This window comes from Novosphingobium sp., assembly GCF_032093395.1.
GTDB lineage: Bacteria > Pseudomonadota > Alphaproteobacteria > Sphingomonadales > Sphingomonadaceae > Novosphingobium.
In genome coordinates this window covers 1-14,731 of the sequence record NZ_DAMDBA010000106.1, presented here as the reverse complement: position 1 = coordinate 14,731, position 14,731 = coordinate 1, and the positions used below count along the sequence as shown (strand labels likewise).

General features: G+C 63.9%; 15 protein-coding genes and 1 pseudogene. 11 read left to right on the top strand and 5 right to left on the bottom strand.

The window, feature by feature from the left end; all coding sequences use genetic code 11:
* Positions 1-925: 925 nt before the first annotated feature.
* Positions 926-1,372 carry a sigma-54 factor interaction domain-containing protein gene (locus RT424_RS22210; RefSeq protein WP_313442677.1) on the bottom strand — a complete coding sequence of 149 codons (447 nt, stop codon included), beginning with the start codon at positions 1,370-1,372 and terminating at the stop codon, positions 926-928.
* On the opposite strand from RT424_RS22210, the gene RT424_RS22205 reads away from it, so the two are divergent.
* Both RT424_RS22205 and RT424_RS22200 read left to right on the top strand, forming a co-directional pair.
* Positions 1,371-1,724: a hypothetical protein gene (locus tag RT424_RS22205; protein WP_313442669.1), complete on the top strand. Its 354-nt coding sequence runs from the start codon at positions 1,371-1,373 to the stop codon at positions 1,722-1,724. The genes RT424_RS22210 and RT424_RS22205 overlap by 2 nt on opposite strands.
* Positions 1,721-1,900: a hypothetical protein gene (locus tag RT424_RS22200; protein ID WP_313442667.1), complete on the top strand. Its 180-nt coding sequence runs from the start codon at positions 1,721-1,723 to the stop codon at positions 1,898-1,900. Before RT424_RS22205 ends, RT424_RS22200 begins: the two co-directional genes overlap by 4 nt.
* A 66-nt stretch (positions 1,901-1,966) precedes the next feature.
* Here the strand turns inward: RT424_RS22200 and RT424_RS22195 are convergent, their stop codons facing one another.
* Positions 1,967-2,326, bottom strand: a complete 360-nt coding sequence (locus RT424_RS22195; RefSeq protein ID WP_313442665.1) for a hypothetical protein — start codon at positions 2,324-2,326, stop codon at positions 1,967-1,969.
* A gap of 129 nt (positions 2,327-2,455) precedes the next feature.
* Positions 2,456-3,607, bottom strand: a complete 1,152-nt coding sequence (locus tag RT424_RS22190) for a PHB depolymerase family esterase (protein ID WP_313442663.1) — start codon at positions 3,605-3,607, stop codon at positions 2,456-2,458.
* Between the two features lie 503 nt (positions 3,608-4,110).
* Here RT424_RS22190 and RT424_RS22185 point away from each other — a divergent pair.
* Positions 4,111-4,332: a PRC-barrel domain-containing protein gene (locus RT424_RS22185; RefSeq protein ID WP_313442662.1), complete on the top strand. Its 222-nt coding sequence runs from the start codon at positions 4,111-4,113 to the stop codon at positions 4,330-4,332.
* 65 nt (positions 4,333-4,397) lie between these two features.
* Here the strand turns inward: RT424_RS22185 and RT424_RS22180 are convergent, their stop codons facing one another.
* Positions 4,398-5,123 (bottom strand): Crp/Fnr family transcriptional regulator, encoded by a 726-nt coding sequence (locus RT424_RS22180; RefSeq protein ID WP_313442675.1) that lies wholly within the window; start codon positions 5,121-5,123, stop codon positions 4,398-4,400.
* A gap of 233 nt (positions 5,124-5,356) precedes the next feature.
* Between RT424_RS22180 and RT424_RS22175 the strand changes: the two are divergent.
* The 8 genes and pseudogenes from RT424_RS22175 (at position 5,357) to RT424_RS22140 (ending at position 13,976) form a co-directional block, all read left to right on the top strand.
* Positions 5,357-7,580 (top strand): annotated as a pseudogene (locus RT424_RS22175) (catalase).
* Between the two features lie 85 nt (positions 7,581-7,665).
* Positions 7,666-8,802 (top strand): glycosyltransferase, encoded by a 1,137-nt coding sequence (locus RT424_RS22170; RefSeq protein WP_313442673.1) that lies wholly within the window; start codon positions 7,666-7,668, stop codon positions 8,800-8,802.
* On the top strand, positions 8,795-9,727 hold the full coding sequence (locus RT424_RS22165; protein WP_313442659.1) for a glycosyltransferase family A protein: 933 nt from the start codon (positions 8,795-8,797) through the stop codon (positions 9,725-9,727). The genes RT424_RS22170 and RT424_RS22165 overlap by 8 nt, the downstream gene beginning before the upstream one ends.
* A complete protein-coding gene (locus RT424_RS22160) occupies positions 9,724-10,758 on the top strand; it encodes a glycosyltransferase (protein WP_313442657.1) in 1,035 nt (344 codons plus the stop codon). Before RT424_RS22165 ends, RT424_RS22160 begins: the two co-directional genes overlap by 4 nt.
* Positions 10,758-11,885: an acyl-CoA dehydrogenase family protein gene (locus RT424_RS22155; RefSeq protein ID WP_313442655.1), complete on the top strand. Its 1,128-nt coding sequence runs from the start codon at positions 10,758-10,760 to the stop codon at positions 11,883-11,885. The genes RT424_RS22160 and RT424_RS22155 overlap by 1 nt, the downstream gene beginning before the upstream one ends.
* Positions 11,879-12,547, top strand: coding sequence for a PIG-L family deacetylase (locus RT424_RS22150; RefSeq protein WP_313442653.1), 669 nt, complete (start codon positions 11,879-11,881; stop codon positions 12,545-12,547). The genes RT424_RS22155 and RT424_RS22150 overlap by 7 nt, the downstream gene beginning before the upstream one ends.
* A complete protein-coding gene (locus RT424_RS22145; protein ID WP_313442650.1) occupies positions 12,544-13,131 on the top strand; it encodes an SAM-dependent methyltransferase in 588 nt (195 codons plus the stop codon). The genes RT424_RS22150 and RT424_RS22145 overlap by 4 nt, the downstream gene beginning before the upstream one ends.
* Entirely contained in the window at positions 13,128-13,976 is an 849-nt protein-coding gene (locus RT424_RS22140) for a glycosyltransferase (RefSeq protein ID WP_313442648.1), read from the top strand. The genes RT424_RS22145 and RT424_RS22140 overlap by 4 nt, the downstream gene beginning before the upstream one ends.
* Positions 13,977-14,062: 86 nt before the next feature.
* Here RT424_RS22140 and RT424_RS22135 read toward each other — a convergent pair whose 3' ends face one another.
* The gene (locus RT424_RS22135) at positions 14,063-14,515 is read right to left on the bottom strand and encodes a PA2169 family four-helix-bundle protein (protein WP_313442646.1); all 453 of its coding nucleotides are present in this window, start codon (positions 14,513-14,515) and stop codon (positions 14,063-14,065) included.
* Positions 14,516-14,731: the final 216 nt, after the last annotated feature.

The window sequence follows — 14,731 nt, the reverse complement described above, 5'->3', positions numbered from 1 at the left end:
CAGCCGGGTAATCGGCAATCTCCAGCGCCGCGCGAAAGCCTTCGGCTTCTCGCTCCAGGAACTGCCGTCAGAGCCCGAGGCAGCTGTTTCTTAGGAAATCGACAGCGAGGGACGGTTCCAGTTCATCGGGCCTGCCGCCGTGTATGGCGGCAACCCACTGCGCCCGGCGGAGCTTTTCCAGCGCGGGGCGGTCGAGGAGTATCGAGCCTGACGAGCGTGCCAGCGATGCCGGCAGAACAGCCTTGCCGAAGGAAAGCGACGGGACTTCTTGAGATGCGCCGGCGGCAGGGCCTCCCAGGTCGCATCGGCACTGCTGCACGCGCGCCTTACTGGCGGGGCGGGTACGTCCATGGTGCCGTCGTCTTGGGCAACGTCGGCAGGCCTTGCCGGGTCTTTCGGGCTGCTCGTGCCGGACCTCGGTCTCGGCAAGCCCGGGCATTGGGAGCTTGAGCGGTTCCGGTCGCTTTCGAAAGCCGACGCCTGTAGGAATCTGGCCGGAACGCCGGGCTTGTTCCATAGCGTGCCTATGAAAGCCGACCCATTCCGGCCGTTCTGCCCCTGATTATCCGTTCCCAATTGCCGCCCGTCCGCTATCCTACGGCAACCGATCATATTCGGCTATTGGCACACCTCGGCCAGAAGGTCTGGCCGGATGGTGGCAGCGTTGCGGTATTCGGCGCAGGCTCGCTGTCCTCTCCCATCACGAAAGCGAGGTCGGCAATGCTGACGTCAAACCGCTCGCGCTCCTAGGCGCAAGAGCGGCGGTGCATTCGATAGCCGAGCGTAGTTCGCGCACGTTTCCGGTCCAGTGCGCCGGGCACGAAGCTGGCAGGACCGACGCTGACACGGCGCAGGAACAGCCGAGCCAACAAGGCGATGTCGCCCGTGCGGTCTGCCAGCGCCGGAACCCGCAGGATGACGCCCTTCAGGCGGTAGTAAGGGTCCTCGCGAAGCTGCCGTCCGCAACGGCGGCGGCAAGATCGCGGTGAGTGGCGGCAACGATACGCACGTCGGCCCGGCGAACCTCGCGGGCACCGACCGGCTGATAGCTGCCATCAGCGAGAAACCGCAGTAGTTTGACCTGCATAGGGGCTGGCATCTCGCCAATCTCGTCGAGAAACAGGGTTCCGTGCGCGGCGGCTTCGACAACGCCGAGCCGGTCGGCATGGGCGCCCGTGAAGCTGCCCTTGAGGTGGCCGAAAAGCTCGCTTTCCAGCAAGTCTGCCGGGACCTCGCCGCAATGCACCGGCACCAGTGTGCGGCTGGCACGGGGAGAGGCGGCGTGGATTGCGCGCGCCACCAGTTCCTTGCCAGTGCCGCTAGGGCCCAGCACCATCACCGGCAGGGCCGTGGGCGCGATGCGGCGGATCATGGGCACGGGTCTTGGGCTCTCGATGGTCTACGGCTTCGCCAAGCAGTCGAACGCGAAGGTCCGGATTCGCTCCTCAGTCGGCGCGGGCACAACTGTGAGCATCTTTCTGCCCGCGGCCGATGTCGAGATCCACAGCGAGGCCTCGGCGACATCTGAGATGATACGAGAAGGAGATGGTCAGTCCGTGCTGCTGGTCGAGGACGACGACTCGGTTCGGCTCCTCGTCCGTGATGTCCTGGAGGATCTTGGCAATCGGACTTTCGAGTCGGCCGAGCCCACACATGCCAGCGAGATGCTTCGCTCGGCCAGCATTTCGATCTCAGGGTGTCGGACGTCGGCCTGCCCGGCATGAATGGGCGGCAGTTGGCGGAAATCGCCCGCGACCATCATCCCGACCTCCCAATTCTGGTCGTCACCGGCTACGCGGAAAATGCCGTGATTCGAGCCGGTTTCCTCGGCACCAACATGGCTATGATCACGAAGCCGTTCCAATCCAGGTGTTGTCAGCGAAAGTCAGCGAGATTCTAGGCGAGAACTGAGCTTTGCGAACTGCCTGCATTTTGCGAGCTCCAACCAATCGCCGCCTGATCCAGGTTACTCGACTCCGCTACGAACCTCTTTCGCCTCGCGCTTTAATTCGTTGGCCCGCTCCTTGGCCTCCGCTCTCAAACGATCGGCCTCGGCGTCGAACTTTTCTGCGGTAACTTCCGCCTTCCGCTCGACATTGGTTGCTTCGGCTTTCAACGCGGCAGCAGCGGCATCGGCCGACTTGCGGGCCGCAGCGTCGGCCCTGTCCCGCACCTCTCCAGCCCGTTCGGCAGGGCCTGACCCAGTATATTCGACACCGGAAGCAGCCGCCGCGGTTTCGTCCTGCTTCTTTCCCGCTTGCTCGTTTGGGCCATCACACGCGGCCAGAGCGAAAACCGACAGAACGATAGGGAAAAGCGCCTTCATGGACGTTGCTCCTGACTTTACGGACTCAACGTTACGTTTCGCAAGAAGTGCCCGGCTTGAAAGTTCGCATCGCTTTCGAAGGGATTAATAATGAAAATCCTCAAGAAAAAATGCGCAAGGCCGACCTAGCTAAGGCATCAGCCCCGCCGACCGCAGGGCGTCTTCGATGACTTTACGCACTGGATTTCGGGGGGTAGGGCTTGGTTCCTGATGCGGGCGAGTTTGGAGGTGTCGTCCCTCGTTCGCCAATGGCACATCGCTGCCGACCAGTTCTCCGATTTTCTCCTTATCTCGGGCAATAGCGAGAGTATCTGTCCTCGCTTCCCGCTCTATCAGCTTCCAGAAGCGGCAGATACGATAGGTAGAGGAAATGCCGACCTCGAGCATGAAGGCTCCACTTCGGCCGCATCCATCGTCGCCGGTGGTTTTCAGGGGGGTGCCATGGCCCATTCCCAGGATACGATAATCTTCCACCACTTCCTGACCCTTGCGGTCGAGCCAGGCGCGGCGGATATGACCATCGACGGTCTCGCGGCGGGCGGGCAAGCTTTGAAGTCCGTGTAGGGCCGTCCACTGTTCGACCAAGGCATCCGCATTGGCAGCCGCAACTGTCGCATCACTGCTGCCATGCCAGACTGACAGCTTCGGCCAGGGCCCGCGGTGAGCCGATGCGCGCCGAACGAAGCGTTCCAGTTTCCCTCGCTCGGCAATATTATGGCCACGCATACGCTCCAGGGCCTGAGGCACACCTTCTGCACTACCGTAAGGCAGCCCGGCAATGACTGCTCCTCCCGCGAAGACCTCTGGGTACGTCGCCAGCATAACGGCGGTCATCGCTCCGCCCGCTGACAAGCCCGTCACAAATACGCGCGAAGGATCTATATCCTGCTCGGCAGAGATAGTTTCGATCATCTGCCTTATGGAAGCGGCTTCTCGCCCGCTGCCTGCCTTCGTAAACCAGTTGAAGCACAAGTTCGGATTGTTCTGCGCCTGCTGCTCAGGAAACAGGAGAGCGAAGCCATGCCGCTCGGCCATGTCCGACCAGCCGGAGCCGATGTCGTAACCTGACGCCGTCTGTGTGCACCCATGGAGAACAACTACGAGCGCTGCGCGCTTTGAAAGAGAAGGCGGAATGTACACGTGCGCGCGCAGCGATCCAGGATTGGTGCCGAATTCCGATATCTCGGTCAGCCGGCTTTCTCCATGGACACCGCCATTCATCGCAGCTTTGCGAAGTGCCGAAAAGTGAGCGATCGTATCCGAAATGTTGCGCATGAGCATGTCCTAGTTGGAAGGGTATCCGCACAGGATATGGCTCGCGAACCATTTTGCTGCACTGCAACAATAAGTGGTGACGACATGTTTCGTTGCAAGGTGAATCGGATTTCAAATTGAGGAGAACTATGTTGCATAGGGACTGTTTCGGATCATGTGCCGATTGAAATCAGGCGCCCCGTCCTTCCACCAAACCGGCCTGCGTTCACCAAAGCACGCCTGGCATCGTCCACATCGGCACGAGCGCGGTCTTCGGCCTCGGCATCCCCCACTTTGCGCGCGACGCCGACGACTCTGCGTGGGTTCGATTTGGTGGACGATCGTAGGTCTCACATCAGGGCAGACTTCGCTGATTGTCGCCAACGGATTTCTGACATTCGTCAATCTCGTGGGAATTTGGCGTTGGCTTGGACGGCAACGCGCGCACGAAGACGGGGCCAGATCCGCCACGATCGCCAGCAGGAAAGCGCCCGGCCCCTCTCTTTTTTACCGCTTCCGGGATTGCCGGCATGCCCGCCGTGGCAGCCGATGGCATTTCGCTCGGAAAAGCAGTCGATGCCCTTATCGAATGTCGTTCCGGCGAAGTGAGCTACGTGGTTGTGGCAAGCAGCGGGATTTCTGGTCTAGACGAAGCTTTGCGCCCCGTTCCTGCCAGCGCCATCGCGTTCGGCTGCGATGTGCTGGCGCTGAGGATTTCCAAAAACGCTCTCAAAAGAATCGAGGCCACTTGAAAATGAAGATTGGGCTGCCTCCATTGCCTTTCGAACTGGCTCTAGAAAATGAGTGATGACCGGCATCATGCGGCGGACGCCTGTGCTTCTATATAAAGATAGCTTGGGTCGAACTGGCCTCGCGCCGCTAATTTTGCCGGGTCGGCGATCTCCACCAGCGACGATCTGAACACGCAGAGCCTCTCCTCTCGCAGTTGGCGAAGCACGCGGTTTACATGCACATTGGTCAATCCGCAGATCTCCGACAAGTCGGTCTGCGTCAGTGGGAGCGCGAAGCGCCGACCGTCGCTGAGGCCCGCAGCGACGAGACGCATGTTGGTTTCGCAGAGGAAATGCGCAACCCGGCCGACCGCATCCAGCCTGCCAAGCCGGAACAGCCATGCGCGGTGTATCGCGGCATCGATCAGCGTCGCGAACCAAAGTTTTCGGCCAAGAACGGGACTTTCCGCAATCATGGCATCCAGTTCGCCGTGGGGCACGACCGCGACCTTGGCCGACGTCATAGTGGCAACGTCATGGTCCAGCGCCTGCAAGGGATAGGCGTGAAGGTCCACGAAGTCGCCGGGAACATGGATCGCCACCAACTGCCGTAAGCCATTGCGATCGTCGATGTAGCGCGACATGATGCCTTCGATCAGCAGCATGCTGTGCCGTAGCGGCGTTCCTGCTCGCACGATTATCTGCCTTGCTTCCAATGCGCGCACCTCGACGACTCCCCCCTCCAGCCTTTCGCGTTCGCGGGGGGACAAGTTGATGCCCTTTTTCTCCCTGAGAAAGCGGTCGGTAAGCAGACGGGAACTCCCTTCATGTCCGGCGAGAGGCAGGCCTCACTAGGCGTAAATCCGCAGACGCGCGGACGTTGCAGATCGAGCAGCCGGAAAACGTACTGACGTAAGTTAATTCTGCGCCCCGCCGGGCAACCCGGCGCTCCATCGGCATGTTTAGCGGGGACTGAAACCCAAGGCATGCGACCGTCGTTCCGACGTTTTGTCCACCTTGCATTCTATTCACAAAGGATAGCCAGATGGCCAAGACGCCCGATAAAGCGCCTTCCGCAGCAACGCAGAATGCAACCCCGAGCGATTTCGCTCCGGTCGACGTGGAAGGCGAATCTCCGCAAAAGGCGCCCGCGATACCGGCCGACGCTGCGATATCCTTCCACTTTCGCCGAAGTGCAGGCGCCCGGCGGCGATACGCACCAAGTTGCCGGGGCGGAGATCGAAACACTCACCACTCAGCAGGGTATTCCCGTCGCGGACGACCAGAACAGCCTCAAGCAGGGTCCGCGCGGCCCCACGCTGCTGGAGGACACGCATTTTCGCGAGAAGATGTTCCACTTCGACCATGAGCGCATCCCCGAGCGTGTCGTCCATGCGCGCGGATACGGAGCGCACGGCTTCTTCGAACTGACCGACAGCCTGGCGGACGTCAGCCGCGCCGATGTATTCCAGCGCGTGGGAGAGCGCACCCCGGCCTTCGTTCGATTCTCGACGGTCGCGGGATCCAAGGGATCCCCGGACCTTGCCCGCGACGTGCGCGGCTTTGCGGTCAAGCTCTATACGCAGGAGGGCAACTGGGATCTCGTGGGCAACAATATCCCGGTGTTCTTCATCCAGGATGCGATCAAGTTCCCGGATCTGATCCATGCCGCCAAACCCGAGCCGGACCGAGATTTTCCGCAGGCGCAGACCGCCCATGACAATTTCTGGGACTTCGTGAGCCTGACGCCGGAAAGCTTCCACATGATCATGTGGACGATGTCCGACCGCGCCATCCCGCGCTCGCTGCGTACGATGGAAGGCTTCGGGGTGCATACTTTCCGGCTGGTCGATGCCCAGGGCAAGTCCACCTTCGTGAAGTTCCACTGGAAGCCGAAACAGGGCCTTCAGTCGGTCGTCTGGAATGAGGCGGTCAAGATCAACGGCGCCGATCCCGACTTCCACCGCCGCGACTTGTGGGATGCGATCAATTCAGGCGACTTCCCCGAATGGGAACTCGGCGTCCAGCTGTTCGATGACGCGTTCGCCGACAGCTTCGATTTCGACGTGCTCGATGCGACCAAACTGATCCCCGAGGAACTCGTGCCGATCCGCATCGTCGGCCGCCTCGTGCTGGACCGCGTGGTCGACAACTTCTTCGCCGAGACCGAACAGGTTGCCTTCTGCACCCAGAACGTGCCTCCCGGCATCGACTTCTCGAACGATCCGCTGCTTCAGGGCCGCAATTTCTCCTACCTCGATACCCAGCTCAAGCGGCTTGGCGGACCGAACTTCACGCATATCCCGATCAATGCGCCCAAATGTCCGATGGCTCATTTCCAGCAGGACGGGCACATGGCCATGCGCAACCCCAAAGGCCGCGCGAACTACGAGCCGAACAGCTGGGGGCCTACGGTAGGCGGTCCGCGCGAAGATCCGGTGCGCGGTTTCACCAGCTTTGCGGAAGTGGCCGACGGCACCAAGCAGCGGGTCCGATCCGAGAGCTTCGCCGATCACTATAGCCAGGCCCGGCAGTTCTTCGTCAGCCAGACGCCCATCGAACAGAAGCACATCGGCGATGCCCTGGTTTTCGAGCTGTCGAAAGTGGACCGTCCGGACATTCGCTCGCGCACCGTCTCGCACTTGCTGAACATCGATGCCGGGCTGGCCGCCACCGTTGCGGACGGGCTCGGCCTGGCGCTTCCCGATGCGGCCATCCCGGCGCGGCAGCCGATCACCGATCTTCCCCCATCTGACAAGCTCAGCATCGCCAAGAACGGCCCCGACAGCTTCAAGGGCCGCAAGCTCGGCATCGTGCTCAGCGATGGGGCGGATGCCGAAATCTTCGCCGCCTTGCTGGAGGCGGTGGAAGCCGAAGGCGCCGTCTACGAAGTGATCGCACCCAAGATCGCCGGCGTCACCTTGTCGGACGGGACGACCGTTGCCGCGAAGCACAAGATCGACGGTGGGCCTTCGGTGCTGTTCGACGCGGTTGCTGTGGTCGTATCCGACGAGGGGGCCGAATTGCTGTCGCGCGACGCCGCAGCGAGAGACTTCGTCACCGATGCCTTCGCCCATTGCAAGTTCATCGGGCTCACCGACGAGGCCGAGGAAATCTTCGACAGGGCCGGCATTTTCGAGGATCTCGACGAAGCCTGCATTCCGCTGGAAACCAGTGCGGATGCCGAAACCTTCCTGACGGCCTGCCGCGCCCTTCGCCACTGGCCGCGCGAACTGGAGGTCGATCTGGATGCACGGCCCGCAGCCTGACCTCACGATGTCTTCCACCCGCTATTCCGGAGCCGATGCCCCTTCGTCTCCGGGCGGCGGGTGGGAACGACGGCGGGAACGGCGCTTGCGGATCGGCATCATCGCCCACCTGCGGCATCCCATCGCCGAGCCGTTCGCCGGTGGGCTGGAAATGCATACGCACCTCCTCGCGCGGGCGCTGCGCGAACGCGGCCATGCCGTAACGGTTTTCGCCTCATCCCACTCGGAAAGCCGACTGGGCCTTGAAGCGATCTGCACGGAGACCGCGCTGGCCGCCGTCGGCACAACGGAAGCGACCAACGTAGCGTTCTTCAAGGAGCACCACGCCTACCTCAGCTTGATGAATGGGCTACGGCACCGCGATTTCGATGTGATCCATAACAACTCGCTCCATTATCTGCCGGTGACCCTGGCGGATTCGCTCCCCATGCCGATGGTGACGACCTTGCACACCCCGCCCTTCTGCTGGCTGGAAAGCGGCGTGCGGCTCTGTTCGGCGCGAAACCATGCCTTCGTCGCCGTCTCGCAGTCGGTCGCCGCGCTCTGGGAACATGTCGCCAAGGCGGACGAAATCATCCTGAACGGCATCGACCTGAACGATTTCGCGTTCCGCCGCCATGCGGACGAGACAGGCTATCTCGTCTGGTACGGGCGGATCGTGCCGGAAAAGGGCCTGCATTTCGCCATCGACGCGGCGCGCCGTATCGGCCTGCCGCTGCGCATTGCCGGACCGATCCTCGACCAGGACTATTTCCGCACCCGCATCGCCCCGCAACTGGGTCTCGATGCCGTCCATGTCGGCCATCTCGCGCATAGCGACCTGGCTGGGCTGGTCGGCGGAGCACGGGCATTCCTCTGCACGCCGATGTGGGACGAACCCTACGGCTTGGTGGTAGCCGAAGCGCTGGCCTGCGGTGTCCCGGTGGCCGCCTTCGCGCGCGGCGCCATCCCGGAGATTCTCGATCCCAGCTGCGGCGTGCTGGCGATGCCGGACGATGTCGCCTCGCTCGCCGCCGCCGGACGTGCCGCCCTCACCCTAGACCGGCGCGACTGCCGCAAGCGCGCCGAGCACATATGCGATGCCCGGCGGATGGTGGACGGTTACGAGGCGCTCTATCGGCGCCGGATCGCCATGGGACGCGCCAATGCCCTGCCGGCGTCACCAGCGGTCCTCGCGGAAGCTGCCGTTGGCGCGCCGCTGGATAACAGCATACATGCCTGAGGACCGCCTCGACTTGTGCGTCTGCGTTCCGGCCCGCGACGAGGCGGACCGACTGCCGGTACTCCTGGACGCCCTGGCGGCGCAGAACTGGAACGCGCCGATCATCGTCGCGGTCGCCGTCAACAATTCGACCGACGACAGTATCGCCGTGCTGGAACAGGCCCGGCATCGCCATGCCGGACGGCTGTTGATCCATGCCGAGGAGGCGACTTTCCCCCCGGCCCGTGCCCACGCCGGCTTTGCCCGTCGGATGGCGATGACCATGGGCCTTGCCCTGCTGACGGCACCCGAAAGCGGTGTCCTGGTCAGCACCGACGCCGATACCCGGCCGCCGTCCGAATGGCTCGCCAACATAGCCCGCGCCATTGCGCGTGGAGCCGATCTGGTCGGCGGCCGGATCGCCATCGAACCGGCCGAACCTTTGCCGCCGGGCGTGCTGGTCCTGCGCCGGGCCTGGGAGCGATACTGGCAGGCCGTGCGTGCCATCGAGGACGACCTCGACCCGGTGCCGTGGGATCCGGCGCCGCGCCACGGCGATCATACCGGCGCCTCGCTGGCAATCCGGGCGGAACTCTACATTCGCTGCGGCGGGGTGCCGCCGCTCGCTTCGGGCGAAGACCGCGCGCTGGTGGTGGCCGCGCTGGCGAAAGGCGGACGGCTCGCCCATCCCGCCGATGTCTTCACTTTCGTCTCCCCCCGCCGCGAAGGCCGGGCAGATGCCGGCATGGCTCTGGCCATGCAGGATCTGTTCGACCTTGCCGCACGCGGCGAGACTCCCCGCGCACCTGCATTCTCGCACTGGCGCGAGCGGGCGATGTGGCGGCAACGCCTGCGGGCCAGTCCGGAAGGCGCGGCCCTGATCGCGCAGACGGAACCGCAATTGCCGCCGATGCCGCATGACATGACCCTGGAGCTCGTTTCGTGACCTTTCGCCCCATCGGCTACTATGTCCATCACCACGGCGCCGGGCACCGCGCCCGCGCCGCCGCCATTGCCGCCGCGTCTGGACGGCCCGTCGTGCTGCTGGGCACGGGCATCGGTGACGCGGGCATCGATCTGCCGGACGACCGCCCGCCCTCCCTCCGCTTCGACGGATCGGATCAGGCGCCTTGCCGCCCCGCCGCGCTCCACTACGCGCCGCTCGATCATGCCGGCATCCGCGGCCGGGTGGCGCGCATCGCCGCCTGGATCGCGCAGGAGAGCCCCTCGCTGATGGTCGTCGACGTCTCTGTCGAAGTGGCAATGCTGGCGCGGCTCGCCTCGGTCCCGACGATCTGCGTCCGCCTTAATGGCGAGCGCGGCGATACCGCCCATCTCGAGGCATTCCGGGGAGCGACGGCTCTGCTGGCGCCCTTTTCTCGCTTGCTGGAAGCGCCCGGCACACCCGATTGGGTGCGCGAGAAGACCAGCTATTTCCCCGGCATCACCGCCGCGCGTGCCCGCGATGCCCCGATGGCGCACCGGGTGCTGGTCGTCTTCGGACGCGCGGGAGTGCCCGGCGACGGGACGCGGATTGCCGCCGCAGCTCGCACATGTCCCGCATGGGAATGGCGCGTGATCGGCCCGGCCCATGTCCCCGCGAATGTCCCACCGAACCTGACATTCGCCGGATGGAGCGATATACCCGAGCGCGAGATCGCCCAGGCCGCGATCGTCGTGGGCGCGGGCGGAGATGGTCTGGTCGGCGCGGTGATGGCAGCCGGGCGACCCTTTATCTGCATTCCCGAAAGCCGCCCTTTCGGCGAGCAGCATGCCACAGCCACGGGCCTCGCCGCAGTGCAGGCCGCGCTTGTCCTGCCCGCATGGCCCGTCGCCGAATGCTGGCCGAACCTCATCGAACAGGCCCTGCGCCTTCCGCCCGAAGCGCAAAGCGCCCTGCACGATGCGGCCGGTGCACGAAAGGCCGCATCCTGGCTGGCCGAACTGGCCGCCCCTTGCCTTGAGCACGCCGCGTAATGGCATCCACCCTCGCCTCATCCGATCGGCAAGCACCGCCGATGCGAGCGGCGGCCATAGCGCCGCGCCTTGCAGATCTTGGTGCCCGCTACGATGCGGCGCCGGTCTTTCCGGCGGACAGCATGCGCTGCCTCGCCTCGGCAGGACTACACCGCGATTTCGCTTCGCTCGCCAGCGGCGGCACCCGTTTCGCCGACGCAGCGACCCGGCACCACGCACTACTGGACGTCCTGCGAATCGTTGGCCGCGCCGACCTCAGTCTGGGCCGTCTCTACGAAGGCCATGTGAATGCCCTCGCCTTGTCCGAATGGTATGGCTCTCCCGCGCAGGCAACCCGCCTGGAAAGCGAATTGGAGCAAGGGGCATTCTACGGCGTCTGGGCCACGGAACCGCCCCCCGGCGTGGCACTCGTCATCGATAGCCAAAGTGTGCACCGGCTGAGCGGCGCCAAGTCCTTCGCAAGCGGCGCTGGAGGGCTGGCCGCAGCCGTGATCACGGCGCAGCCGCCCGAAGGCTCACGGCAGATGGTGATCGTGCCCGCCAACGACCCGGACCGCGCCGACCTTTCGGGATGGCGCGTTCGCGGCATGCGGGCCACCAACAGCGGGCTTTACAATCTGACGGGCATCCCCATCGAGGAGATCGACCTGCTGGGCCTGCCCGGCGACTACGACCGCGACCCGCGCTTCACCACCGGAGCCTGGCGTTTCACCGCCGTGCAGCTTGGCGGTATCGAGGCATTGCTTACCGAGACCCGGCTCGCCATGTCCGAGGCCGCGCGACGCGACCCGCTGCAACGTGCAAAGTTCGCAGACGGCGTAGCCGCTGCCCGCACCGCTTATCTCTGGGTCCGCGAATGCGCGATGCGCGCGGCTCGGGACGACAGGGACGGCCCGGCCTTCGCCCGCATGACCCGCGGCGTGGTCGAGCGCGCCGCGCTCGACGTGATGGAACTGTCCGCCCGGATCGTCGGCACCCGCAGCGCAATGGACGGGGGCCGGATCGACAAGATCACCCGCGACCTCGCCCTCTACCTTCGCCAGGCCGGCCCGGACCACGCCCGCGACCAGGCGGCGCTGGCCTGGCTCGATCGCGATGCCTGGGGCGACGGTGACGCCTTATGGTGACGTTCTCGCTCGCCGACCGGCCCTGGCGCAACTTGCGCTGGCTGGTTCTCGCTCCGCACCCCGACGATGAAACCCTGGGGGCCGGCGCTTTGATCAGCCAGACCGCAGCCAGCGGCCATTTCGCAGCGCTCGTCTATCTCACCGACGGATCAGGATCGCATGCCGATAGCGCCGGTCTTGCGGCACTGCGGAAACGGGAAGCCGCTGCGGCTCTTTGTCTGCTGACAAGCAGCCGCGGTTCCCGGCCCATTCACCTCAACTGGAAAGACGCCGCGCCCGCGGCGCCCGAAAGCAGAACCTTCGCCCGCACGGCCTCGGTGCTCGGTGCCTTATGCCGCCGCCTGCGGGTCGATGCCATCGCCGTGACCGCCCGGCACGAACCCCACTGCGATCATGCCGCCGCCGCCAGCATCGCCTATGCCGTGCGTGCCACCGCAAAACGCAGGCTGATCGTGGCAGAGTACTGCGTTTGGGCCGAGGTTCCGCAGGGGCGCGATTACCGAAAGCTCGGCACGCGGTCGATGCTCGCCGGAAAACGCCGACAGGCCCTGCGCGCGCATCGCAGCCAACTCACTGCTTTTCGAGGTCCAGGCTTTCGCCTGCCCCCAGATCGCCGGCGAATGCCTGCCGCCGACACCCTGTTCCTGCGGAGATTCCCATGATCCGGCCATCCGCCAGCATCACTCCCGAGTATTTCGAAGAGATGTTCCGACAGACCGAAGACCCGTGGGACCTGGAAACAAGCACCTATGAGCGTGAGAAATATGCGCATACGATAGGCGTTCTTGGGAGCCGGACTTACGAGAACGCTTTAGAGATCGGCTGCGCCAAGGGCGTCCTCACGCAGATGCTGGCACCCCATTGCGACAAGCTGCTGGCCGTCGATGTCAGCCCGACTGCGCTGCGCGCGGCAAGGGCGCGCTGCGCGGCTATCGGCCATGTGTCCTTTGCCAGGATAGCGTTCCCCGGACTGGCACCAGCCCCCTCGTTCGATCTCGTGGTGCTATCCGAAGTCGCCTACTACTGGTCCGACCCCGACTTGCTGGAGGCGGCCCGGTGGCTGGGCTCGCATGTAACCCCGAACGGAGAAGTGCTGCTGGTTCACTGGACCGGCGCAACCGACTATCCTCAAAGCGGGGACGAGGCCGTTCTCAAACTACGGACCATGTTGGACACGCGGGTCGAGGTTATCGCGGCGGATCGCATGCCGCACTATAGGCTCGATCTATGGCGCCTGCTGCCATGACGATTAGCGTCCTGACCCTGGTCAAGGACCGGCCAACGCATCTGGCGCAACTGGTCGAAGGGCTGCGCCGCAGCGCGGCCAGGCCGGACGAGCTGGTCGTCGTGGACATGGGGAGTGCTCCCCCGGTCGCCGTGGACGACGTACCCTTTTCGGTGCGAATCCTGCGCCTTGCCCAGACAGGTCTTCCCCTGGCAGCCGCGCGCAATGCGGCGGCGCGGGAAGCAGGCGGAGAAGTGCTGCTCTTTCTCGACGTCGACTGTATTCCCATGCGGGGTCTGGTCGGGGCCATGGCGGAAGTGGTTGGAACGCACGACGCGCTGGTATGCGCGCAAGTGCGCTATCTCGGGCCGGATGACGCGCGGGAAGAGTGGCAGGAGGCCGATCTGCTGTCGCGTTCGTCGGGACATGCGGCGCGCAGTTTTCCCGCCAGCGGACTGCGTGCGGTGCATGACGCGGGATTATTCTGGTCGCTGGTGTTCGGCATACGGCGCGACACTTTCCATGACCTCGGCGGTTTCGACGAAGCTTTCACGGGCTATGGCGCGGAAGATACCGATTTCGGATTTCGCGCAAGAGAGGCGGGCCTGCCGCTGCTGTTCATGGGAGGACCCGGAGCTTTCCACCAGTTCCACGATACGTTCGAGCCGCCGTTCCAGCATTTCGCAGATATCGTGCGCAACGCGCGTATATTCCGGGAAAAGTGGGGGCAATGGCCGATGGAGGGCTGGCTCTCCGCCTTCCACCGCGCGGGATTGATCGCCTGGACCGAGGACCGGATCGTGGTCCACAGAGCGCCTACGGTCACCGAACTCGCGTCAGCCCGCGTGCTCGCGGCACTCTCCTAAAGAGAAGGGCTGGCCTAAAGAGCGGACTGACCTAAAGAGCGGACTGGCGGCCAAGCCGCCAGCCCTTCTCCTCAAGAAGTTGGCATTCAACGTTCCATCGAATGCTTGATGTCGCGCATCTCATCGTGGCCCGCCTTGACCGAGGCGTAGCAAGTCTCGATCAACTGACGCACTCCGGGCGAGAGTTCGCGATCTTCGAGGGCATCCTCGAACTTCGCCTTGATATGGTCTTCGCCCGCTTCGACTTCGTTGACGATCGCCTTGTCGTCATGGCCGGTCATCGACGCCTTGAGATTAAGGAACATGCGGTGGGCGCCGGCGAGAACAGTGCCGTCATCTTCCGCATTGCCGCCCAGGCGGACGACTTCCTGCTGAAGCCGCGAGGCGACTTCGCGGCGTTCGGAAGCGCGGCTGGTGAACAATGATCCGAACCGACCGGTGTCGCTGTCCTTCGCCGCTTCGGTATAGCCGTCCACACTGTCGATAGTGGTGGCGATCAAGGAATTGAGCGTCGAAATGTCGTGGGAAGTCTCAGACATGTTCATTCCAGTCAAATTGGTCGGAACGACTATCGTCCGGACAGTAGCCAAACGCCGAGCCCCCCAGAAAGAAGCAGCATCCCATTAAAAATTAACATGTGTCAGTACGATTTCATGTTTCCATATGAAAGCTCGGGCTTTGCTATATACGAAAAACTTCTTTGAGTAGCCCCTAGATTTCTGGACGCCTTCTATCCTAATTTTGAGGACAGGAGA